This window comes from Paenarthrobacter sp. NyZ202, assembly GCF_049860755.1.
GTDB lineage: Bacteria > Actinomycetota > Actinomycetes > Actinomycetales > Micrococcaceae > Arthrobacter.
The window spans coordinates 2,994,827-3,016,480 of record NZ_CP187556.1; the positions used below are offsets into that span (position 1 = coordinate 2,994,827).

A 21,654-nucleotide genomic window follows, 5' to 3' on the forward strand; every position below is an offset into this window, starting at 1 on the left:
TAGGGCAAGTATGGGGTGGGGTCAGGCTGGAGGCAATGACTACTGGAGGACAGCTCTCTGCAGGGAACGGGCCGCGTCAATGGTCGCCTGGCCCAGCACACGGCTTCCTTGGTACAGGACAACAGTCTGGCCGGGAGCCACGCCACGCAGGGGGTCCTCCAGCGTCACCACAAGCCCGGGCCGATCCTGGCCGTCGTCGCCCGTGACCGCCTCCACGCGGGCGCGGGCAGGCACGGGGTCGCCGTGGGCGCGGACCTGGGCGTGGCAATCAAACTCTTCACCGGTAGTTACCTCAGCAATGGGCAGCCCTGCCCAGGAAACCTTGATGCCCCGGATTTCGTCGATGGCCAGGAGGGATTCAGGGCCCACCACCACCTTGTTGTCCTTGGGGCGGATCTCCAGCACGAAGCGCGGCTTTCCATCAGCGGCGGGCGTGCCGAGCTTCAAGCCCCGGCGCTGGCCCACGGTGAAAGCATTGGCGCCGGAGTGTTCACCCACCTTGGTGCCGGTCTCGTCCACGATGTCCCCCGTAGTCATGTCGATCTTCTCGGCCAACCAGCCGCGAGTGTCGCCGTCGGGGATAAAGCAGATATCGTGGCTGTCCGGCTTGTTGGCCACGGACAAGCCGCGCCTCTCGGCCTCGGCGCGGACCTCAGCCTTGGATGGGGTATCGGCCAGCGGGAACATGGAGTGCTTGAGTTGCTCGTGCGTCAGGACACCCAGAACATAGCTCTGGTCCTTGGCCCAGTCCGCCGCACGGTGCAGTTCGCGGTTTCCGTCGGCATCTTCGATGACCTTGGCGTAATGGCCGGTGCACACCGCGTCGAAACCCAGGGCAATGGCCTTCTCCAGCAGGGCGGCGAACTTGATGCGCTCATTGCAGCGCATGCAGGGGTTGGGGGTACGGCCCGCGGCATACTCATCAATGAAGTCCTGGACGACGTCTTCCTTGAACCGCTCGGAGAAGTCCCACACGTAGTACGGGATGCCCAGGACATCGCATGCGCGCCACGCATCACGGGAGTCCTCGATGGTGCAGCAGCCCCGGCTGCCGGTCCGCAGTGTTCCGGGCATGCGCGACAACGCCAGGTGGACACCCACGACGTCGTGTCCGGCCTCGACGGCGCGGGCGGCGGCTACGGCGGAATCGACTCCGCCGCTCATTGCTGCAAGAACTCGCATGCTGGCTTCCATGGTTGCTGGATGGTGGGAGAACGGGCCGGCAGGGAGCAGCCGGAACGCCCATCCATTCTAGCGCGCTGTGCTCTACGGGCCCTAAAACCGTTGACCCCCCAGCTCCGCCGCTCTAAAATCAAAAGTACTGCTTTTAGAATCACCGGCTAGGAATCGAGCGGATCATGGACACCGGACAGATGCTCATCGCAGGTGGCGGCCTTGCAGGGGCTACAGCCGCCAAGACCCTTCGGGCCGAGGGCTTCGCGGGCCCGATCACCCTCCTGGCAGCCGAGGAGCGGATACCCTACCTCCGTCCACCGCTGTCCAAGGACTTCCTCCTCGGGAAAGCGGAGGAGGATGCGGTCCCCGTTGTTCCCGCGGAGTGGTACGGCGCGAACGACGTCGAACTTTTCACCGGCACCCCGGCCGCCGGGGTCCGGCCAAGGGACCATGAGGTGGAACTCACGGATGGCCGGACCATCCAATACTCGAAGCTGTTGCTGGCAACAGGGGCGAAACCGCGCAGCATCCCCCTTCCGGGCAGCGAGCTGGACGGCGTCATGACCTTCCGGACCTTCGACGACAGCCTCAAGCTTCGCGACCAGTTGAGGGACGGCGGCCGCCGTGTGGTCATGGTTGGCTCCGGGTGGATCGGCATGGAATTGGCCGCTGCAGCACGAACTTATGGCAACCAGGTGACTCTGATCGGACTCGAAGACGTACCGCTCAGCGCAGCGGTGGGTCCGGAACTGGGGAATTTCTTCAAGCGGGTCCATGAAGGGCAGGGCACGCGTTTCCTTCTTCCGGCGAGCGCGAAAGCCATCCAAGGCAACGGTGGGCATGCGTCCGCTGTCGTCACTGACACCGGCGAAGTACTGCCGGCAGAGATCGTGGTCATTGCCGTGGGAGTCGTTCCTGATACGGCCCTGGCTGCCACGGCGGGACTCCGCCTGGAGAACGGCATCCTGGTGGACCCGGGATTGCGCACCAGTGCTCCGGATATCTTCGCGGCCGGGGATGTCGCCAACGCCCTGCATCCCTTCACGGGCCGGCACCACCGCAGCGAGCATTGGTCCAACGCGCTCAATGGAGGCAAAGTGGCGGCGAAGTCAATGCTCGGCCAGGATGCCGTCCTGGATATGGTGCCGTACTTCTATACGGACCAGTTCAGCGTGGGCATGGAATACTCCGGCTACCCATCACTATCCACCGGAACCGCACCTGTGCTCCGCGGCTCCCTTGATGACGAGGGTTTCCTCGCCTTCTGGCTCCGCGGGGGAAGGAATGGATCCAGCCGGCTGGTAGCCGGCCTCAGCGTCAATGTGCCCCGCGTTCACAAAACCATCAAGTCACTGATTGCAGGGAAGGTCGAACTCGACCCGGCCCAACTGACCGACCCCGGGGTTCCCCTGCAGGAACTGCTGCCTTCGGCCTAGCAGCCGGTATGGGGTCAGGCTGGTCCGGCTGCGGCCCGCCTGGCCACGGTGCCCGCTGTCTGGATGCTTGACTCGTGGCCCGCCATGCCCGCTTGGCGTGCCCGCTGGCAGGCATCCGGAAGTGCTTTGAGCAGGGCATCAACATCTGCGTCAACGGAGCTGTGGCCCAGGCTGAAGCGCTGGGCTCCCCGGGCAGTCTCTTCGTCCAGTCCCATGGCCAGCAGGACGTGCGACGGCCGCGGCACCCCCGCCGTGCAAGCCGAGCCCGTGGACGATTCCACACCCGCAAGATCGAGCAGGAAGAGCAGGGAGTCGCCTTCACAGCCGGGGAAGGTGAAGTGGGCATTACCAGGGAGCCTCCCGCTGCCCTCTGCCCCGCGCAGCACGGCGTCCGGCACGGCCTCCCTGACTCCCGCGATGAGCCTGTCCCGCAGGGCAGCCAGCCTTTTTCCCTCCCCGTCAAGATCCATTGACGCCCGCTCTGTGGCGGCAGCAAAAGCGGCAATGGCCGGCGTGTCCAGGGTTCCGGACCGGACATCGCGTTCCTGGCCACCACCGTGCTGGACTGGCGTGAGCTTGACCGCCCGGCCCAGGAACAGCGCCCCGACACCCACGGGACCGCCGAGTTTGTGCCCGGAAACGGACATCGCGGCCAGTCCCGACGCACGGAAATCGACGGGGACGGAACCAAAGGCCTGAACTGCGTCCGAATGCACCGGGATTCCATGAAGTGAGGCCAGTTCCACGATCCCGGGGATGGGTTGCAGGGTGCCGACTTCATTGTTGGCCCACATCACGGTGATTAGGGCGATCGAGTCCGCATCCCGCTCGATCTCAGCACGGACGGCGTCAAGCTCCACAGCACCCGTTGAATCGACCGGCAACCAGACGACCTCGGCATGTTCGTGCTGCTCAAGCCACTCCACCGTATCCATGACCGCGTGGTGCTCGACGGCGGAGCACAGGATCCGGGTACGTGCCGGGTCCTCGGCGCGACGGGACCAATAGAGGCCTTTGACCGCCAGATTGTCCGCTTCCGTCCCTCCGGAGGTGAAGATGACCTCGGAGGGATGGGCGCCGGCGGCAGCAGCCAGCGTCTCGCGTGCGTCTTCCACCGTCCGGCGGGCACGGCGGCCTGCACTGTGCAGGGAGGACGGGTTTCCGGTGCGGGCCAGCTCCCGGGTCATGGTGGCAAGGGCCTCGGCCGACATGGGGGTGGTGGCGGCGTGGTCAAGGTATACAGGCACCTTGCCATTCTATCGAGCAGGGAACTGCAGGTTACCCCTGGGGTGCCACCTCCGCCGCAGGGCCAGGAACGTTGCCGGGAGCGGTCCCGGAAGCAACGATCCTGGCGCAGCAATAACCCGGCCGGTTGTCCGCTTGGACGCTGTCCGCGGGGAGACCGGCCGCCGTTGCCGCGCCGGCAAGCAGGGCTCCGTTCATGGTGCACACCAGGTCCCGGTGCTCCAGGGCGAGCCGATGGAAGGGACAACTGGTCAGGCTCGTGCCGCCGTCCGCATCAGCCCGCGGTTCGTAGCCAAGCTGCCCAAGGGAGTCATGGAGGTCCGCAGACCCCAAACGCACACCCGTGCGTTCCGCTGCTTCCCGTAGGGCATCCTGAACCCTGACATCCGCGGACAGGGATTGCTCAACCGCAGCCGCGAGGAGATCAGCCGCGAGATCATAGCGCCGCTGGGGAACGGACGCGGACACCTCGTCCACCGCGGCCCGGTACATCTTGGCCGGTCGGCCGGATCCTGGGCCCGTCCGGTCGGAAGATTTCCGGAACTCGACCGCCAGCAGACCGTCACGGACCATCCTGTCCAAGTGGAAAGACACGGTACTGCGTGGCATGCCCAATGCCTGCGCAGCTTCGTCCCGGCCCACGGCATGGGCGGAGCTGCGGACGTAGCCGTAAAGGGAGCGCCTGCCGGCGTCGTCAAGCGATGCAACAGCTGAAATGCGCCGCAGCCAAGGAAGGCCTGTCATGGGTTAAGGGTATCTCTAAAAACAAGATGAATTGCTAAAGAACGGCGAATATCACTGGCCGGGAGGAATCACCGCAACATGCCCGGCGAGCTCGGCCTTGGAGGTGGCAAGCGTGTCCGCGTCAGGACAGGCAAGCGAAACGTACACCGAGGAGGCAGGCTTGCTGAACAGCCGCGCCCACACCAGCATGGCCTGTCCACCGGATGTGCCCGGAGACTCCAGGGCAAGGAACTCCACCTGGCGCTGCGGCCCGTCAGTATCCTGCCCCCACGGCAGCTTGACCGGCTTCAGGTTTTCCGCAGCGGTTCCGGCGTCCAGGTAGGCGAACAGTGCCTTGGTGGAGGCAGCGTCATCGTCTGGTACCACCAAGGGTCCCTGGTTCACGGCGACCCTTGCCACTGCCATACAGCCGTCCGTCTTTTTGTATTTGTTCTCCCCTTGCAGGCCGGAGTGCACCACGGACCACCCAGGCACCTCCTCCAGGCGGTTGCCCACCGTCACCGGGTCCCCCGCGGCCAGGGTGCCGCCGGCGTCGAGCGGAAGATCCTTGGCCGCAACAGCCGCGGCATCATGGCCGGGGGTGATGGTGGGCGTTGCCAGGGCCGGCTCCGAAACGGCGGGCGTCGGCGCAGCCGGGTCCGGAACGCTGACACTGCACGCGGCCAGCAACACGCCCACGGTTCCTGCGGCACCCAAGGCCGCCACCCGCCGTCGAACTCTGCGCATTGCCTGGCCCCCTGAAGTGTGCGGTCTAACGTGTCCGTTGCCCCACAGAGTCTAGCTTCCCTCCCGGGCACGCACGTCCGCAGGACCGTTTGGGCAGCCGGCCGGGAACCCTGGACCCTCCCGGCGTCGTTCATTGAGTGGGCTGGATAAACTGGCCCCAACGCCCCATACCGGGGCGGGGTCGCCATCCAAGGGAAGGGCCAGTGCTTGGCCGAGGGCAGCAAGTCGCATTACCAGGTTCTCCGTGTGCCGGTGACGGCGTCTGAGAAGGAAATCAAGGTTGCCTACCGCAAGGCTGCCCGCAAGGCCCACCCGGATCACGGCGGCGAGGCCGAAATGTTCCGACGCGTCACCCTGGCCTATGAAACCCTGATCGACCCCCGGCGGCGGGCTGAGTACGACCGCCGTTACGCCAGCGGCCGCGCCGGGCAACCCAGGCCCGGCGACTACACCGGAACACAGCAACCGGCCTACGCTGCGTCAACCGCAGCGAAGCGGACCCAGCCGCAGCGCAACACCGCGGGTGACCCTGCCGTCTACGTACCGTCTTTCGACGACCCTAACGAGGTGCCGCTGCTCTCCCGTTCCGAGGCTGCCCGGCAGGTCCACGGGCTGCCCCGCAAGCGCGGCATATTCGGGGCCGAGGCGCGCATCCAACGCGAGCTTCGAACCGTGAACCTCATCAGCCGGCAAGTCCTGCCGGGGATTCCCGCAGCCCGGCTCATCAACGGGCTCCGCTCACCGTCGGACAACAACCACATCGACCACGCCGTGCTGTCCGGCTACAGGCTCGCACTGGTCGGGTCCATGCTGTTGCCCAAAGGAGCCTACGCCTGGGACGGGCAGACCCTGCGCCACGGGGGCCGTTCCGTTGCTCCCCCGCAGCTGGGCCACATCGTGCGCCACATGCAGGACATCTTCCCCGAACTCAACGTCACGGGCTGGGTAGTGCTCCACGGCCCGGACGGCAACCTGCACGAGCCCGTGATCGACCAATACGGCCGGGGAAAGTCGAGCCAATCTGCTGTGGAAGTGGTCAACGGGGCTGGTTTGGTCCGCGGCCTGAAACACTTCCTGTCATCCGGGCCGGCACCAAATACCGTGGTGGTCCCGGTCCTGGCGCGCCTGCTGCGGGGCATGCACTGAACTGCCGGTCCGGGAAGCACACCAATGCTGGCTAGGATGTAACGGTGTTCCGCATCCTCTTTCACACCCCGGAAATTCCCGGCAACACGGGCAATGCCATCCGCCTGGCTGCCATCACCGGCGCCGAGCTGCACCTTGTGGAGCCGTTGGGCTTCGACTTCTCCGACGCCAAGCTCCGGCGCGCCGGGCTGGACTACCACGATCTCGCTGTGGTGACGGTCCATAAAGACATCGACGCCGCGTGGTCGGCTTTGCAGCCGGAGCGCGTCTTCGCCTTCACCTCCGACGGCGACACGTCCTACACCGATGTCAGCTACAGGGAAGGCGACGTCCTGATGTTTGGGCCGGAATCGGTTGGACTTCCCCAGTGGCTGAAGGACGACCCCCACGTCACGGCCCGCGTCCGGCTCCCGATGCTGCCCACCCTGCGCTCCTTGAACCTTGCCAATGCGGCCTCGATCGCAGTCTTCGAGGCATGGCGGCAAAACGGGTTCGCCGGGGCAAAGCTGTAGCCATCCGCGCGGGCTCCGGCACCGAATGACATATGCAGGGAACGTCCCTGCCCTGGATATTCGAGTGAGGAGCAGCCGTGAGTGCGATGGAGACAAGGACGGCCCTGGCCAGCCGGCGTGCCGCCTCTCCCGCAACACAGCCGGGGCGCGCTGCCGCTTTCAAACACGACGACCTATGCTGGAAAGTGATGGACATCCCGAACAACCCAGGCCCCCCGGTCTTCGAAGCTTCCGGCACGGCAACTGATCTGAATGCCCGGCTGGCCGGCCTGCTGGACCTCATTGCCAGCGGCGACCAGCAGGCATTTGCCGAGTTCTACCAGTTGACCTCCCGCCGGGTATTTGGCATGGCCAGACGCGTGCTGATCGACCCCGAACTCAGCGAAGACGCCACCCAGGAAGTCTTCATCCAGGTCTGGCAAGGCGCGGCCAGGTTCGACCGGTCAGCCGGAAGCCCGCTTGCATGGCTGATGACCATAGCCCACCGCAGGGCGATCGACCGCGTCCGCGCAGTGCAATCCGCCACGGACCGTGAAGCGAAGTATGGCGCTGCCAGCCAGGATCCGGACCGCGACGTCGTGGCCGAAGAAGCCGATACCAACCTTGAAGCCGAGGCCGTGAGCCGTTGCCTGGGCACCCTCACCGAAACACAGCGGGAATCTGTGCGCCTTGCCTACTATGGCGGACTGACCTACCGCGAAGTCGCAGAGCACCTCGGCGCGGCGGTGCCCACCATCAAGTCCCGCATCCGGGATGGCCTTCTGCGTTTGAAGACCTGCCTGGGGGTGGTCTGACGTGAGCGAAAATACCGGTGGAGGATTTGTCCGCAGAATGTTCGCCAATGATATTGCAACCGACCTGTCCGAGGGCCGCGTCCTCGAACTGGCTGAAATATACGCTTTGGATGCCCTCAGCGATGCTGAACGGGCCATGGTGGATGACTACCTCAAGGATGCCCCGGAGGCACCGGAGTTCCACGAGCGTGTCCGGCAGGCCCGCGAGGCGCTGACCGTCAGCTTCACGGCCGAGGAAGAGCCGCCGCCGGGGCTTTTCGACAGCATCCTTGACCGGATTGCGGGGTCCCCCACGTCCGGCGCAGCCGCAGGTCCGGTCCACAACACTGCCGGTTCAACGGCGGTCGACGCCAGCCCGGCCGGCGGCGCTGCAGGCATCGACGAACTCTCCGCGGCCAGGGCCAGGCGCAGCGGGCGCAGCCGCCTCACCGGAGCCCGTGCGTGGCTGGTGGGTGTGGCAGCGGCAGCCGTGGTTGCCTTGGGAGGTGTTGGGGTTGGCGCCTATGTTGCTGCGCAAAACGATCCAGTGAACCAGATCCTGCAAGCCCAGGACGTCCAGAAGCAGACCGCTCCGGTCCCCGGTGGAGGAACGGCCACCATCTCGGCCTCGTCGGCCAAGGATTCCTTCGTGGTGCTCATGGACGACGTCGCCCCCGCCCCGGAGGGCAAGGTCTACCAGTTGTGGACGCTGCCCAAGGACGGCTCAGCGCCGGTACCGCAGGGCACCATGGATGCCCGGACGCTGTCCAAGCCTGCGGTCGTGAAGGGACTCTCGTCGGCATCCTCCGTGGCGATCACCGTGGAACCGACCGGCGGTTCGAGCTCACCCACCCTTCCGCTGGTGCTTGTGGTCCCGTTGGCTGCCTGACGCCACGCCCGCGCCGATCACGCAGGTGCTTATGACGACGGCGGCCGCCCCACCAGATGTGGGAACGGCCGCCGTCGGTCATTGTTTCGCAAGCACTAGGGTGCGACCACTCCGGTGTCCGCAGCTGCCGGCACCAGGCCGAGCCGCTCGATGACCTCATCGGCTTCCTCTGCCGGTGACGCCGAGACGCAGAGGGAAATGTGGTTCTCGTCTTCGGTGGGCTCTTCCAGGGCCTCAAACTGGGATTCCAGCAGCGATGGAGGCATGAAGTGGCCGTGCCGTGATGCCAGCCGGTCCGAGATCCTGTCCTGGCTGCCTTGGAGGAAGACGAACACTACGTGGTCTCCACGCAGTACATCACGGTACTTCTTCTTCAAGGCCGAGCACGTGATGATGGCCGGGGTTCCGGCTGCTGTGTGGTTCCTGATCCACACTGCGATCGTGTCCAGCCACGGCCAGCGGTCGGCGTCGTCCAACGCTTGGCCCGCCTGCATCTTGGCAACATTGGCGGCGGGGTGGAGGTCGTCTCCCTCGGCCAGGTCCCACCCGAGTTTTCCGGCCAGGACACCGGCAACGGTGGACTTTCCCGAGCCGGAGACTCCCATGATCACCAACACCGGCTGCTGTGCAGTCTTCGTCATCAAAGCCTGCCTTCCTCAATAAATATGATTTAACTGAGGTCCAGCTTAGGGGAAGGGAGAACCATCGGCAATATCAGAAGCCGGCGATTGTGCTGGATCCATTCACCGACACAACGTGGAAAGCCTCCGCACTGATCCCGGCGGGAAGCCCCGCCCGTTCGGCATTGGCGAGCATCATGCCCCGCACCACCCGCTCCATCGCCCCGATGTCCGGGTGCTGGCTGGCGTGGACGCGGATCGCCTCCACCTTGGCCTCAACGTGGTCCGATACATCCACGAAGTGGTTCTCGCGGTTTTCCGGCCCGGCAATGAACCACAGCCAGGGAAGTTTGTAGGCCTCCAGGCCGGCCTCGGCAAGCTCCGGGTAGGCGAAAGGGTTCTCCACCGCCGGATATACGGCGCGGGTCACCGCCTCTCCAGCGGCCAGGTGGTCAGGATGGCTCTTCTGGATGCGGTCCCAGTTCCGTTCGGGATGCATGGTCAGCACAATGTCAGGACGGATCTCGCGGATGAGCTGGACCACCTGCTTGATGACATGGTGCGTCGGCTCCAGGTAGCCATCGCGTTCGTGCAGGTAGCGGATATCCTCCACGCCCACGATCGAGGCCGCGCGCTGCTGCTCCTCCGCCCGCAGCTCGATGATCCGCTGGCGGTCCACCGGATCGAAGCCGCCCGCGTCACCATCGGTCATGATGCAGTACGTCACCTCGACACCGGCTGCAGTCCAGGCCGCAATGGTTCCGGCGGCGCCGAAGTCGATGTCGTCCGGATGGGCGGTAAAACAAAGCACCCGTTCAACACGCTCCGTGGAGGCATTGAACGGGCTCTTTGCTGACGAAACGCCAGAACTCAAAGGATCAGCCTTTCCGCTTCTTGATCTCTTCGGTTGCCTGCGGGATGACCTTGAAAAGGTCACCAATGATGCCGAAGTCGGCGATCTCGAAGACCGGCGACTCGGCATCCTTGTTAATGGCAACGATTACCTTGGATGTCTGCATGCCGGCCTTCTGCTGGATCGCGCCGGAGATGCCCGCCGAGATGTACAGCTGGGGCGAAACGGTCACGCCGGTCTGGCCCACCTGCGCGTCATGGCCGATCCAGCCTGCGTCCGTGGCCGCACGCGAAGCACCCACGGCAGCCCCCAGGACATCGGCAAGATCTTCCAGGGGCCCAAAGTCGCCGTCGACGCCGCGGCCACCGGCCACGACGATCCGGGCTTCGCTGAGGTCCGGGCGGCCACTGGCAGGCTTGGCCGCACGTGAGGCGATGCGGGCAGCTGTTGATGCCGCGTCTGCGGGAATCTCCACTTTGGCTGTCTCCGGCGAGCTGGCCGATGCCGCGGGTTCAGGCTCCACGAGGTTGGCCTTCACCGTCAGGACCGCCACCGCAGTGGTGGCCTTGCAGGTGGTGTTGTAGGAACCTGCCAGCACCGACTTGTGCGCAGATCCGTCCGCTTCCACGCCAACGACGTCGGTGATCACGCCGGCATTCAGCTTGATCCCCAGCCGGCCTGCGATCTCTTTGCCTTCAGGAGAGTTCTCCAGCAGGACCCTGGTAGCGCCAGAGGCTGCCACTGCGGCCGCAAGGTAGGCGGCCTTGGGGGCCACCAGGTAGTCGCCGAGGTCGTCCGCGGAGGGCTGGTAGACCGTGGTGACCCCGTACGTGCCGAGCGTGGCGACGGTGTCGTCACCCAGGTCACCGTTGACGGCAACGGCGGTCTCCCCCAGCTGCCGGGCAATGGTCAGGAGCTCCAGGCTGCTCTTCTTGAGCGCGGCTCCGGGGTTGTCGATGAAAACGAGTGCGTTAGCCATGGTGTGCAGTCCTCTTAGAGCAGCTTCTGTGCGGCCAGGAAGTCGGCCAGCTTGATGCCGGCATCGCCTTCGTCGGTGATGATGGTGCCGGCGGTCCGCGGCGGGCGGGCCTCGGCAGTTTCCACGACGGTCCATGAACCGGCAAGGCCCACCTGCGAAGGATCGATTCCAAGATCGGCCAGGGTCAGCGACGCAATCTTCTTCTTCTTGGCGGCCAGGATGCCCTTGAAGTTGGGGTAGCGCGGCTCATTGATCTGGTCCGTGACCGAGACCAGCGCGGGCAACTGCGCCTCCACGGTCTCCGAATGGGTGCCGGCATCACGGCGGGCAACCACTGTACGCCCGTTGACGTCCAGGGTGGATGCGAAGGTCACCTGCGGAAGGGACAAACGCTCGGCAAGCTGCGCCGGGATCAATGACGTCTCGCCGTCCGTGGACGCCATGCCGGTCAGGACCAGGTCCACCGGCCGGCCATCGGAGGAGATGTGCCTGATCGCCGCCGCAAGTGCCAGTGAGGTGGCTGCGGCATCGGAACCGGCCAAAGCGTCATCGCTGAGGTGGACCCCCGAATACGCGCCGATCTGGAGGGACTTCTTGACCGCATTGACCGCGCCCGACGGCCCCATGCTCAGCGCGATGACCTCGTTGCCGGCCTTGGCGCCGCCGCGTTCCTCAGCCAGCTGCAATGCTGCCTCGAGGGCGTACTCGTCCAGTTCCGACAAGATGCTCTCGTCGCGGTCCGTGGTGTTGCCCGGTCCGGTGATGTGCCTGTCAAACTGCGCGTCCGGGACGTGCTTGACCAGAACGACAATCTTCAATGTCTCTTCCACTGTCTTCGAAGCAGCCTTCCATGCTTGTGGACGGCCAACCGCAGCAGCGTGGCCGTGAAGTGCCCAGCGTACGGGCCTACCCTAGCTAAGCATATTGCGCCCGGAAATCCGCAGCGGCGTTAACCCCTGTTTCGTCCCTGGCACCCCGCTGATAAACCGCCAAAGCCCGACGGCGGCACGCGCCAAGGTGCGCATGCCGCCCCGGGTGCGTGCCGCCGTCGTGCGTTATCGGCTTTACTGGGCCGCGTCCAAGGTGACCTCGATCTCCTGCGACTGGCCGCTGCGCTGGATAGTGACCTTGACCTTGGCTCCTGCCGGCTGTTCACGGACAGCGGCGGTGAGTTGGTTGGGGTCGCTGATGGAGTAATCGCCGAACTTGGTGACGACATCCCCCACCTTGATGCCGGCCTTCGCTGCCGCCGAGTCAGCGGTTACTGCCGCGACTTCCGCGCCGACCGAGAAACCGGAATCGCTGCCGGTGGACGACTTGGACCGTACGGACACACCAAACTGCCCGTGGCTTGCCTTGCCGTTGTCGATGATTTCCTGCGCCACCCGCTTGGCGTGGTTGATGGGAACGCTGAAGCCAACGCCGATGTTGCCGGACGACGATTCGGACGTGCCGCTTCCTGCCGAAGCGATTGCTACGTTGACGCCGATGATTTCGCCCTTGCTGTTGACCAGCGCACCACCGGAATTGCCGGGGTTGATGGCGGCATCAGTCTGGATGACATTGATGGAGATCGACCCCTCGTTGGCCGACCGCTGGCTTTGCCCGCCGTTCGGAGGCGCGAACTGGAAGCCCTCGTCGTCGCCCTGGCTGTCGTCCGGACCGTCTTCGGGCACAGCCGAAGACGCCACGCTGATGGTGCGGTTCAAGGTGGAGACGATGCCGTCGGTCACCGTGCCGGTCAGCCCCAGGGGCGAACCGATCGCGACGGCGGTGTCCCCCACGTTGATCTTGGACGAGTCGCCCAACGTGGCCGGAACAAGGCCTGAAGCGTCGCTGACCTTGATCACTGCAAGGTCGGACAACGGGTCGGTGCCCACGACCGTGGCTTTCAGGACCTTCCCATCATGGGTCCGCACCTCGATGGCGGCGTTGGCAGTCGCACCATCAAGGGTCACCACGTGGGTGTTGGTCAGGATGTGGCCTTGGTCGTCGATGATGATGCCCGAGCCCGTTCCGCCTTCGCCGCCGCTGGTTGCCTTGATCGTGACCACACTGGGAGAGGCCTTGGCCGCAGCCGCGGTGATGACGTTGACATCGTCCTTGTTGTTGACGATCACGGTGCTCGACTGGCCGCCCGTCGAGGACGCGGGCGCGGGCTCGTCCCACAGTGCGTTGCTGCCGGCCACGACGCCGCCGCCAACCAGGCCCGCCGCCAGGATGCTCGCCACCAGCGTCCCCACTCCGAAGGCAGGCTTCTTCCTGGTCGCCGCGGGGGCCTGGCCGCCCTGGGTGTGCTGGGGGCCCTGTGCGTAAGGGTGGCCGGCGTTGCCCGGTGATCCCGCGAAGTAGGGGCCTTGGTGCGCGCCATAGGGGGCAGTCGGGTTGGCCTGGCTGCCCCCTTGCCCCTGGTGGGGCTGGGCCGGGCCGGCGCCATGGAACGGCTGCCGCTGCGGGTAACTGGGACGGAACTGGTCCTGTGAAGGCTGCGGATGCTGGGAGGGGCCGGGTTCAGCACCGGGCGAATGGAAGGCTGGAAGCGGAGCGGTGGCGTTGGCATCGGGTCCCGGCACGTCGCGGACAGGCTCTGCGCCCCCCGGGGCGGATGGCTGGTTGCCCTGATCATGGCTGGGCTGGTCCTGTCCTTGCGCCGCCTGCTCCGCAGCCTCGGCGTTCGGGGCCACCCCGGGAGCCTGGCGCGGCTGGGACGGCTCGCGGTTCTCTGGTCCGGCGCCCTGGGCTGGGTTCTCCGTCATGGTCTTCCTTTCGTCCTTGTCTCCCCTAACTATGAACCCTATTACTGGAACAAATTCGGACGTTTGCTGAGAGCTTCCTGAACGAGGAACGCGAAGAGTTGCAACTGCCCCCTGAAGGGCTTCAACGCGCGGCCTGAACGCTGTTCTCCACCATTTCGCTGGTGGCATATTCACTGCCTTGGACGGGGTGTGGGGTGCACCATAGAATCAAGAGGAATTGCCACAGCGACCTGCGGCTTTACACCATGCGTGGGGGCGCTGAGCATTCTGTGACGATTGGTTCGCCCTGTTCCAGTCGCAGACGTGCTGAAGGGTTGCACATGCGGTCAATAGTGAAACGTGTACTCGCCGTGATTGGCGTGGCTGGAATGTTGGCCCTACCGGCCGGCGCAGCGTGGGCCGAAGATCCGGTCACGCTTGATCCCGCCACCAAAATCGTGGATTCCGCCGGCGTCCTGGGCGGTGATAAAGCCAAGGTGCAGGAAGCCATCCAGAAGCTCGGGTCGGAACACGCCATGACACTGCACGCCGTTTTCGTGAAGCGCTTCGAGAACCCGGCCGATCGGGTCGAATGGGTTGCAGACGTAGCAGAGAAAGCCAACCTCGGACCCAACGCCCTGGTCCTTGCCGTAGCAACGGACACCCGCCAATACCAGCTGGGCAAGCCCAGCAACAGCAAAATCACCAACGCGCAGCGTGACAACATCACCAGCAAGGCCATTGATCCACAGCTGCGCGCCGGAAATTATGCCCAGGCTGTCATCGATGCCGCTGCCGCCATTGGTGACGCAGCCGGAGGCGGCAGCGGCAACGTACCCAACGGCAACGCAGGCGTGGGAGTGCTGGTGGGAGCCGGCGTCGTTGCTGCCGGCGGCGTAGGCACCTACCTGTACTTGCGCAATCGCCGGAAGAAGTCCGGCCAGGCCTCCTCGCCCGGCTTTGGCCCGCAAGGTGAGCAGCTCGATCCTTTGGCCGGGCTCACCATTGCTGAGCTTCGCCAGAAAAGCGGTTCCCTGCTGATCGAAGCAGATGACGCCATCAAGTCCAGCGAGCAGGAACTCGGGTTCGCCCAGGCACAGTATGGCGATGCCGCCATCGGGAACTTCACCAAGGCCCTCCAGGAAGCCAAGGGCCACATGACCGAGTCGTTCAAGCTGCAACAGCAACTGGACGACCACATCCCGGACACTGAAGAGCAGCAGCGGAGTTGGCTGGGAGAGATTATCCGCCGCTCGGAGGCAGCACTCGCCTCCCTTCGCGACCAAAAGGCCGATTTCGACTCGCTTCGCGAACTGGAGAAAAATGCCCCGCAGGCGCTGGCAACGGTCAGCGCGGGCGCCCGTGAAGCCGATGCCCGGATCTCCAGCGCCGAGCAGTCCCTGGACGGCCTTCGTGCCAAGTACGCCGACTCTGCCCTGGCGCAGGTCTCCGATAACATCCTGCAGGCCAAGGAACGGCTGGCATTCGTCCAGAACGCCGTCGCAACCGCCCAGGAGAAGCTCACAGCCGGCGACAACAGCATGGCCGCCGTAGCAGTACGGGCAGCGGAAGAGAGCCTGCACCAGACGAACGTCCTTATCGACGCCATCTCCAAAACCGCCGGAAGCCTGGACGAGGCCCGGACCTCGCTGGAAAGCGCCGTGGCGGAAACCAGCCAGGACCTTGCCCAGGCACGCGCCATGATCCAGTCCGGACAGCATCCTGAGCTGGCGGGCCCGGTGGCGGGCGTCGAGTCTGCTCTGGCGCAGGTCAAGAACGAAATCCAGGGCGGCAAGATCGACCCCATCGCCACCTTGAACCGCGTGGAGACTGCCCACCAGGCGCTGGATCAGTCGCTGTCCGGCATCCGGGACCAGCAGGAGCAGGCCCGCCGTGCACAGGCCTCCCTGCAGCAGACCATCATGGCTGCCCAGGCTCAGATCAGCGCAACCTCGGACTACATCACGGCCCGCCGCGGAGGCGTGGGAACCGAGGCCCGCACCAGGCTGGCCGAGGCCCAGCGCAACCTGGACTATGCCCTGTCCATTTCACGCAATGATCCCGTGACTGCGTTGACCTATGCACAGCAGGCCCACTCGCTCGCGGCCCAGGCAGCGCAGCTTGCCCAGTCCGATGTTGACCAGTTCGGCTATGCCAACCAGGGCGACGGCCGTGGCGGCATGTTCGGTGGCGGCGGAGGTGGCGGCCTCGGCGGGGCCATCCTGGGCGGCATCCTCATCAACTCCATCCTCAACGGAGGCGGGGGCGGTTGGGGCGGCGGCCACAATGACGGCGGCGACGGAGGCTTCTTCGGCGGTGGCGACTCGGGCGGCGGCTTTGACGCCGGCGGCTGGGGCGGCGACGGCGGTGGCGGCGGCGACTTCTAGCCCGGACAGACTAGGTGGGGCATACGCCCACGTAGAAGCGGTACAACAACTGATCACTGATTTCAGTGGTTCCCACTGAGCAGGACGAAAGGCAACACCATGGTTAAGCAGTCCATTTTCGGTCGGATCGCACAGCTCGCCAAGGCAAACATCAACGCTTTGCTGGATCAGGCTGAGGACCCGCAGAAGATGCTGGACCAGATGGTCCGCGACTACACGAACAACATTGCCGAAGCCGAGTCCGCTGTGGCCCAGACCATCGGCAACCTTCGCATGCTGCAGGCGGACTACAACGAGGACATCAAGAACGCACAGGACTGGGGCAACAAGGCCCTGGCGGCTTCCCGCAAGGCAGACGAGTACCGTGCGTCCGGTGACAGCGTCGATGCTGAGAAGTTCGACAACCTGGCCAAGGTGGCAATTCAACGCCAGATGGCCGCCGAGTCCGAAGCCAGGGCTGCCGAACCGAGCATTGCATCGCAGACCGAAGTCGTGGACAAGCTCAAGAGTGGCTTGGACCAGATGAAGAACAAGCTCAACCAGCTCACTGCAAAGCGCAACGAGCTTGTTGCCCGTTCCAAGACGGCTGCTGCCCAGTCCCAGGTGCACGACGCCCTCAAGAGCATCGACATCATGGACCCCACCAGCGAGGTCGGCCGTTTCGAAGAGAAGATCCGCCGCGAGGAAGCCAAGGTCCTGGGCCAACAGGAACTCGCAGCCTCCAGCCTGGACGCGCAGTTCAACCAGCTTGAGGACCTCGGTGAGCAGACGGAGATCGAGGCTCGCCTCGCGGCCTTGAAGTCCGGCGGCAGCAAGCCGGCGATCGGTGCGGGCGCCCCCTCCACCACCAATGCGACCATCGACGAAGCCGACTTCGACAAGCTCTAGGCACCACCGGGGCCACGGCCTCGACAACTGTGCAGCCGTAACGGCCGGATTCCACAGGGATCCGGCCGTTAGTGCATCCGGGAGGCCTTACGGCGCGGCGGAGCCCGGCGCTTCCTCCCCCGGGCTGGCATCCGTGGCTACTTCTGCCCGGATTTCAAAACCTTTGGGGTGGAAGTAGGTCACAGTGCATTCCAGGACTTCGCCATGGGGCCCCAATGTGGTGCGCTCCAGGCGCGGTACTACCGGGAACTCCCTGACGTTCAGGGCGTCTGCCAGGTGATCCGGAGGTGCGTGCATGGTCACAGTGATCTCTGCCCGGTGCAAGGGTTTCAGGGTCCGGTCCTGGATGACCTGGTAGATGGAGTTCTTCTCGGCGTCGGCGAGGCTGATGTGGCGGCCTATGTGGGACGGGATAAAGATTTCGGCAATGGCGTAGGGCCAGCCGGCGCTGGAGTAAGAACGGCGGATGACCAGGACGAGGTTGTCGTCGGAAACCAGCTTGGCTGGCACCGATCTGTCTTTCTCCATCCATTTGTATTCGATGAGGCCCTTGACCGTTTTCATGCCGGCGGCGGTAAAGGTCTCCATGAACGGTGCAAGTCGGTTGAGCATGCGGACGGGGCTCTGCGCCCTGACGAAGGTCCCCTTGCCTTGCCGGCGCACCAGCAGGCCTTTGACCACCAGGGTCTCGATCGCTTTTCGGACCGTGGTGCGGCTGATGCCGTAGTCCGCCATCAACGACTCTTCCGTGGGGATCCGCGAACCAGGTTCCAGGCTGCCCACCAGTTCGGTCAGGACGTCCGCAACCTGCTGGTAAACGGCAACGGGGCTGTCCCTCTCCAGGACCGGCCGGTGTGGGCCCTTCGCGTTGTCTTCGTCGACCATGTCACCTTTCCGCCGTGGTTGCCCAGTGCCGGACTGATGCTACACCAGCCAGGCGAACCCCCGGGTATGAAAAAAGTCCGGACCGGTTTTCACCGGTCCGGACTTCTTTCATCTTCCAGTTGCGGGGACAGGATTTGAACCTGTGACCTCTGGGTTATGAGCCCAGCGAGCTACCGAACTGCTCCACCCCGCGTCGCTTGATCAACAATACCCCATGTGAAAGGCGCTTTTTGCCATTCGGGGTGCTTGGTGCCGGAGATCACATTGGCGAAGGTGGCCCGATTGGCATCTCCGCAAATCAGTGAGGTTGCATGCGGCAGGCAGAAACAGGCACGAACAACAAAAGACCCGGACCAGTTTTTCTGATCCGGGTCTTTTCCCAGTTGCGGGGACAGGATTTGAACCTGTGACCTCTGGGTTATGAGCCCAGCGAGCTACCGAACTGCTCCACCCCGCGTCGCAAGAACAACATTACCGTCCGGTGAACTGCGGACCAAATCGAGGGGCAGTGATCTGCGTCTCCACACAGGAAGGCCGGCATCCGCAGTCTCACGGATACCGGCCTTCCAAGGTGAACCCCGGCTATCCCCTAGCTGCTGGGGGTAGGCGACGGCGTGGCACTCGGCGTCGCCGCTGGAGCAGAAGTCACACCAAGCTTGGCTTCTGCGTCCAAAGCCTTCTGCAAGGCTTCGGACAGCCTGGCCTGCTGCTGGCCGTAACCTGCGAAATCACCCTTGGCCAAGGCGGCCTGTCCGTCCCGGATCGCCTGGTTGGCTTCATCCAGGGCGGCCTTGAGTTCTGCCTTCGCATCAACGGGTCCGGCCGGCGGAGTCGTGGTGCCGGGCGGCGTAGCCGGTGTTTGGCCGTTGTTCTCAGAGTCACCTGCCTCCGCTCCGGAGTTACCGCCAAACAACTGGTTCAGGGCCTCATCGAGGGTGGCAGCAAAGCCGATCTTGTCGCCAAAGGCCACCAGGACGCGTTGGAGGGTCGGGTAGGACGTCTCACCCGTGGACTTGAGGTAGACAGGCTGGACGTACAGCAGGCCACCACCCACAGGGAGGGTCAACAGGTTGCCGTTCAGCACGTCCGAGGCGCCTTGGCGAAGCAGGTTGAGTGCCTGCGACACCGTGGGGTCGGAGTTGAACTTGTTCTGGGCCTGGCCCGGCCCGGGGACCTGGGTGTCAGTGGGCAGTTGCAGAAGCCGCAGCTTGCCGTAACTGTCCGCTTTCTCGCCCTTGACGTTGCCCGCGTCGGAGTCCGCGGCCAGGAACCCGTACAAGACGTTACGCGCATTGCCATTGACCGTCTGCGGAATGAAGGAGGAGGTCAGCTGGAAGGCAGGCTTCTCCTGGTCCGGCATCTGCAGGGACATGTAGAACGGCGGCTGCTTGACGGCTTCGGAGACCGTTGGGTCGTTCGGAACGCTCCAAGCATCGTTGTTCTGGTAGAAGCTGTCCGGGTCCGTCACGTGGTAGCGGCCCAGGAGTTCACGCTGGACCTTGAACAGGTCCTCCGGGTAACGGACGTGGCTCATGAGGTCGCCCGACATATCGGAGTACGGCTTGATGACAGTCGGGAAGACCTTCTGCCAGGCCTTCAGCAGCGGGTCCTGGTCATCCCAGGCGTACAAAGTGACCGATCCGTCGTAGGCGTCGACAGTGGCCTTGACCGAGTTCCGGATGTAGTTGACCGAGCTGTTGGGCAAGGCAACGGTCCGGCCGGCGCTTGTCTGGGAATCGACAGTGGCGTTCTGCAGCTGCTGGGGCTGGGAGTACGGGAAGTACTGGCTGGTGGTGTAACCATCCACGATCCACTTCACCCGGCCATCCACCACGGCCGGGTAGGCGTTGCCGTCAACGGTCAGGTAAGGGGCAAGTTTCTCGACGCGTTCGCGCGGATTCCGGTCATACAGAATCTGCGACTCCACATTTACGCCGTCCGACAGCAAGAGGTCCGAGGACTGGAACTTGATGGAGTACAGAATGCGGTTCAACCAGTTGCCGACGTTGGGCCCGCCGTTGCCGGTGAAGGTGTACTGCGTTTCGCCACTGCCTTCACGCCCGGCGGGACGGTCCTGTTCCCGGTTGGGGGCGCCGTCCGGAGCACCCACAATGGAGTATTCCGGCGAGTTCTCGCCGAAGTAGATACGGGGCTGGTAGGTGGTGTCGTTGCCGAGGACACCGTTGGTGGGAATGCCGGACTGGAGGAACTCCGGCTTGCCGTCCGCGGTGAACTTGTTGCCCTTGGCGGCAACCACGCCATAGCCGTGGGTGTACACGATGTGCCGGTTGACCCAGGTCTGCTGGCTGGCGCTAAGTCCATCCGGATTCAGCTCCCGAACCGCGATCACGGTGTCCTGGACCTTGCCGTCAACGGTGTAGCGGTCCACGTTCAGCGTCTGCGGGAACTGGTAGTACGGACGGTACTGTTCCAGCTGCGAGAACGCCGAGGAAATAAGGTTCGGATCCAACAGGCGGATGTTTGCTGCCGTCTGCGCATCATCGGCCAGGGCACCGCTTGTGGCCGTGGTGGTGGCGTTGTACGCGGACACCTCGATCTTGTCCAACCCGTAAGCAGCACGGGTCATGGTGATGTTGCGGTTGATGAACTCCCTTTCCAGGGTGTTCTCCGACGGGCGTACCTGGAACTGCTGGATCACCCAGGGGTAGACGCCGCCGGCCAGGATGGCAGTGATGATGAGCATCGCCGTGCCGATGACGGGCAAGCGCCAGCGGGCGATCACAGCGGCCACAATGAACAGGATCGCGACCAGGCCCGCTGCCACGGCCAGGATGGCCTTGGTGGGAACCACCGCGTTGACGTCCGTGTACAAGGCACCCGCCCAGCGTCCGGCCGAGCTCTGCACCGTGGTGTACCGGTCGAGCCAGAAGTTCACACCCAGCAGAAGCAGGAAGAACGCGCCGGTCACGGCGATGTGGATCTGGGCGGCGCGGCTTGTGAAGATCCCGCGCTCCATGAGCCGGATGCTGCCGTACAGGTAGTGCGTGAGGATGCCCGCAATGCCGGCCACGACAGCGATGCTGATCAGGAAACCGGTGACGAACCCCAGAAAGGGCAGGGACATGAGGTAGAAGCTGATGTCCAGGTTGAACAGAGGATCACTCTGTCCAAACGGCTCCTGGTTGAAGAACAGCAGTACTTTCTGCCACTGGCTGGCCGCAGCGCTGCCGGCGAACAGGCCGAACAGGATCGGCAGGCCGATCATCACCACGCGGCGAACAGGCTCAAGCTGCGCCTGGTAGCGGTTCAGGTTGTCCCGTGACTCGGCGTCGGGGGCGTAGACGGGCCGCGAGCGGTAGGCGATCCTGATGGCAAAAAAGACAGCAGCGAACATCATGGCGAACCCGACCAGGAAGGTCAGGATCCGGGCGAGGTTCTCACGCAGGTAGACCTCAAAGAAGCCAAGCTGCTGGTACCACAGGACATCTGTCCACACATTGGCGAAGAAAATGAAGCCGACGACCACCACTGCGACGACAATGAGCGTCGGAGTCAGGGCACCTCGTCTCAGCGGCGATCTTCCGGGCGGGCTGGAGCTGGCGGGACGGGACAAACTCTGTACCTCATTGGTGGTCGTCAGTTAACAGTCGGTATGCGTGTGATGTGACAATTCCCGACACTGGGGTGGCGGGAGCTGTC

At 64.5% G+C, this 21,654-nt stretch carries 18 protein-coding genes and 2 tRNA genes; 7 read left to right on the forward strand and 13 right to left on the reverse strand.

Annotated features, from left to right (window positions below; translation table 11 throughout):
• Positions 1 to 39 precede the first annotated feature (39 nt).
• Positions 40 to 1,164, reverse strand: coding sequence for a tRNA 2-thiouridine(34) synthase MnmA (mnmA, locus tag ACPFL9_RS13855; protein WP_426007577.1), 1,125 nt, complete (start codon positions 1,162 to 1,164; stop codon positions 40 to 42).
• Positions 1,165 to 1,358: 194 nt separating this feature from the next.
• Between mnmA and ACPFL9_RS13860 the strand changes: the two genes are divergently transcribed.
• Positions 1,359 to 2,612, forward strand: coding sequence for an NAD(P)/FAD-dependent oxidoreductase (locus tag ACPFL9_RS13860; protein ID WP_426003356.1), 1,254 nt, complete (start codon positions 1,359 to 1,361; stop codon positions 2,610 to 2,612).
• A gap of 14 nt (positions 2,613 to 2,626) precedes the next feature.
• Here ACPFL9_RS13860 and ACPFL9_RS13865 read toward each other — a convergent pair whose 3' ends face one another.
• From ACPFL9_RS13865 to ACPFL9_RS13875, 3 genes are read right to left on the reverse strand one after another with little or no spacing between them, the layout of a single operon-like run.
• Positions 2,627 to 3,859, reverse strand: a complete 1,233-nt coding sequence (locus ACPFL9_RS13865; protein WP_426003357.1) for a cysteine desulfurase family protein — start codon at positions 3,857 to 3,859, stop codon at positions 2,627 to 2,629.
• 31 nt (positions 3,860 to 3,890) lie between these two features.
• Entirely contained in the window at positions 3,891 to 4,601 is a 711-nt protein-coding gene (locus ACPFL9_RS13870; RefSeq protein WP_426003358.1) for a helix-turn-helix transcriptional regulator, read from the reverse strand.
• A 51-nt stretch (positions 4,602 to 4,652) separates the two neighbouring features.
• Positions 4,653 to 5,327: a hypothetical protein gene (locus ACPFL9_RS13875; protein WP_426003359.1), complete on the reverse strand. Its 675-nt coding sequence runs from the start codon at positions 5,325 to 5,327 to the stop codon at positions 4,653 to 4,655.
• Between the two features lie 207 nt (positions 5,328 to 5,534).
• Between ACPFL9_RS13875 and ACPFL9_RS13880 the strand changes: the two genes are divergently transcribed.
• The 4 genes from ACPFL9_RS13880 to ACPFL9_RS13895 all read left to right on the forward strand — a co-directional run bounded on the left by ACPFL9_RS13880 (position 5,535) and on the right by ACPFL9_RS13895 (position 8,647).
• Complete coding sequence (locus ACPFL9_RS13880; RefSeq protein WP_426003360.1) at positions 5,535 to 6,473, forward strand: J domain-containing protein; 939 nt, start codon at positions 5,535 to 5,537, stop codon at positions 6,471 to 6,473.
• 44 nt (positions 6,474 to 6,517) lie between these two features.
• Positions 6,518 to 6,985 carry a tRNA (cytidine(34)-2'-O)-methyltransferase gene (locus tag ACPFL9_RS13885; protein WP_426003361.1) on the forward strand — a complete coding sequence of 156 codons (468 nt, stop codon included), beginning with the start codon at positions 6,518 to 6,520 and terminating at the stop codon, positions 6,983 to 6,985.
• A gap of 188 nt (positions 6,986 to 7,173) precedes the next feature.
• Entirely contained in the window at positions 7,174 to 7,779 is a 606-nt protein-coding gene (gene sigK, locus ACPFL9_RS13890; protein ID WP_426007578.1) for an ECF RNA polymerase sigma factor SigK, read from the forward strand.
• 37 nt (positions 7,780 to 7,816) lie between these two features.
• On the forward strand, positions 7,817 to 8,647 hold the full coding sequence (locus ACPFL9_RS13895; RefSeq protein ID WP_426003363.1) for an anti-sigma factor domain-containing protein: 831 nt from the start codon (positions 7,817 to 7,819) through the stop codon (positions 8,645 to 8,647).
• 95 nt (positions 8,648 to 8,742) lie between these two features.
• On the opposite strand, the gene ACPFL9_RS13900 is transcribed toward ACPFL9_RS13895, so the two are convergent.
• The 5 genes from ACPFL9_RS13900 to ACPFL9_RS13920 form a co-directional block, all read right to left on the reverse strand.
• Positions 8,743 to 9,288 carry a gluconokinase gene (locus ACPFL9_RS13900; RefSeq protein ID WP_426003364.1) on the reverse strand — a complete coding sequence of 182 codons (546 nt, stop codon included), beginning with the start codon at positions 9,286 to 9,288 and terminating at the stop codon, positions 8,743 to 8,745.
• Between the two features lie 73 nt (positions 9,289 to 9,361).
• Positions 9,362 to 10,141 (reverse strand): PIG-L deacetylase family protein, encoded by a 780-nt coding sequence (locus ACPFL9_RS13905; RefSeq protein WP_426003365.1) that lies wholly within the window; start codon positions 10,139 to 10,141, stop codon positions 9,362 to 9,364.
• Positions 10,142 to 10,145: 4 nt separating this feature from the next.
• Positions 10,146 to 11,099: an electron transfer flavoprotein subunit alpha/FixB family protein gene (locus tag ACPFL9_RS13910; RefSeq protein WP_426003366.1), complete on the reverse strand. Its 954-nt coding sequence runs from the start codon at positions 11,097 to 11,099 to the stop codon at positions 10,146 to 10,148.
• Positions 11,100 to 11,113: 14 nt separating this feature from the next.
• Positions 11,114 to 11,917 carry an electron transfer flavoprotein subunit beta/FixA family protein gene (locus ACPFL9_RS13915; RefSeq protein ID WP_426003368.1) on the reverse strand — a complete coding sequence of 268 codons (804 nt, stop codon included), beginning with the start codon at positions 11,915 to 11,917 and terminating at the stop codon, positions 11,114 to 11,116.
• A 246-nt stretch (positions 11,918 to 12,163) separates the two neighbouring features.
• Positions 12,164 to 13,855: a trypsin-like peptidase domain-containing protein gene (locus ACPFL9_RS13920; protein ID WP_426003369.1), complete on the reverse strand. Its 1,692-nt coding sequence runs from the start codon at positions 13,853 to 13,855 to the stop codon at positions 12,164 to 12,166.
• Positions 13,856 to 14,175: 320 nt separating this feature from the next.
• Between ACPFL9_RS13920 and ACPFL9_RS13925 the strand changes: the two genes are divergently transcribed.
• Both ACPFL9_RS13925 and ACPFL9_RS13930 read left to right on the forward strand, forming a co-directional pair.
• Entirely contained in the window at positions 14,176 to 16,221 is a 2,046-nt protein-coding gene (locus tag ACPFL9_RS13925; protein WP_426003371.1) for a TPM domain-containing protein, read from the forward strand.
• A gap of 99 nt (positions 16,222 to 16,320) precedes the next feature.
• The gene (locus ACPFL9_RS13930) at positions 16,321 to 17,109 is read left to right on the forward strand and encodes a PspA/IM30 family protein (RefSeq protein WP_426003372.1); all 789 of its coding nucleotides are present in this window, start codon (positions 16,321 to 16,323) and stop codon (positions 17,107 to 17,109) included.
• Between the two features lie 87 nt (positions 17,110 to 17,196).
• Here ACPFL9_RS13930 and ACPFL9_RS13935 read toward each other — a convergent pair whose 3' ends face one another.
• The 4 genes from ACPFL9_RS13935 to ACPFL9_RS13950 all read right to left on the reverse strand — a co-directional run bounded on the left by ACPFL9_RS13935 (position 17,197) and on the right by ACPFL9_RS13950 (position 21,568).
• Positions 17,197 to 17,994, reverse strand: coding sequence for a GntR family transcriptional regulator (locus ACPFL9_RS13935; protein ID WP_426003374.1), 798 nt, complete (start codon positions 17,992 to 17,994; stop codon positions 17,197 to 17,199).
• Between the two features lie 119 nt (positions 17,995 to 18,113).
• A tRNA-Met gene (locus ACPFL9_RS13940) sits at positions 18,114 to 18,187 on the reverse strand.
• A 190-nt stretch (positions 18,188 to 18,377) separates the two neighbouring features.
• A tRNA-Met gene (locus ACPFL9_RS13945) sits at positions 18,378 to 18,451 on the reverse strand.
• 132 nt (positions 18,452 to 18,583) lie between these two features.
• Positions 18,584 to 21,568: a UPF0182 family protein gene (locus ACPFL9_RS13950; protein ID WP_426003376.1), complete on the reverse strand. Its 2,985-nt coding sequence runs from the start codon at positions 21,566 to 21,568 to the stop codon at positions 18,584 to 18,586.
• Between the last annotated feature and the right edge of the window lie 86 nt (positions 21,569 to 21,654).

Bases quoted from the DNA above. Each gene is read 5' to 3' on its own strand.
- ACPFL9_RS13925 (WP_426003371.1), top strand. From the start codon at position 14,176: ATGCGGTCAATAGTGAAACGTGTACTCGCCGTGATTGGCGTGGCTGGA.
- ACPFL9_RS13900 (WP_426003364.1), bottom strand. From the start codon at position 9,288: ATGACGAAGACTGCACAGCAGCCGGTGTTGGTGATCATGGGAGTCTCC.
- sigK (WP_426007578.1), top strand. From the start codon at position 7,174: ATGGACATCCCGAACAACCCAGGCCCCCCGGTCTTCGAAGCTTCCGGC.
- ACPFL9_RS13930 (WP_426003372.1), top strand. From the start codon at position 16,321: ATGGTTAAGCAGTCCATTTTCGGTCGGATCGCACAGCTCGCCAAGGCA.
- mnmA (WP_426007577.1), bottom strand. From the start codon at position 1,164: ATGAGCGGCGGAGTCGATTCCGCCGTAGCCGCCGCCCGCGCCGTCGAG.
- ACPFL9_RS13910 (WP_426003366.1), bottom strand. From the start codon at position 11,099: ATGGCTAACGCACTCGTTTTCATCGACAACCCCGGAGCCGCGCTCAAG.
- ACPFL9_RS13860 (WP_426003356.1), top strand. From the start codon at position 1,359: ATGGACACCGGACAGATGCTCATCGCAGGTGGCGGCCTTGCAGGGGCT.
- ACPFL9_RS13895 (WP_426003363.1), top strand. From the start codon at position 7,817: ATGTTCGCCAATGATATTGCAACCGACCTGTCCGAGGGCCGCGTCCTC.
- ACPFL9_RS13935 (WP_426003374.1), bottom strand. From the start codon at position 17,994: ATGGTCGACGAAGACAACGCGAAGGGCCCACACCGGCCGGTCCTGGAG.
- ACPFL9_RS13920 (WP_426003369.1), bottom strand. From the start codon at position 13,855: ATGACGGAGAACCCAGCCCAGGGCGCCGGACCAGAGAACCGCGAGCCG.
- ACPFL9_RS13870 (WP_426003358.1), bottom strand. From the start codon at position 4,601: ATGACAGGCCTTCCTTGGCTGCGGCGCATTTCAGCTGTTGCATCGCTT.
- ACPFL9_RS13875 (WP_426003359.1), bottom strand. From the start codon at position 5,327: ATGCGCAGAGTTCGACGGCGGGTGGCGGCCTTGGGTGCCGCAGGAACC.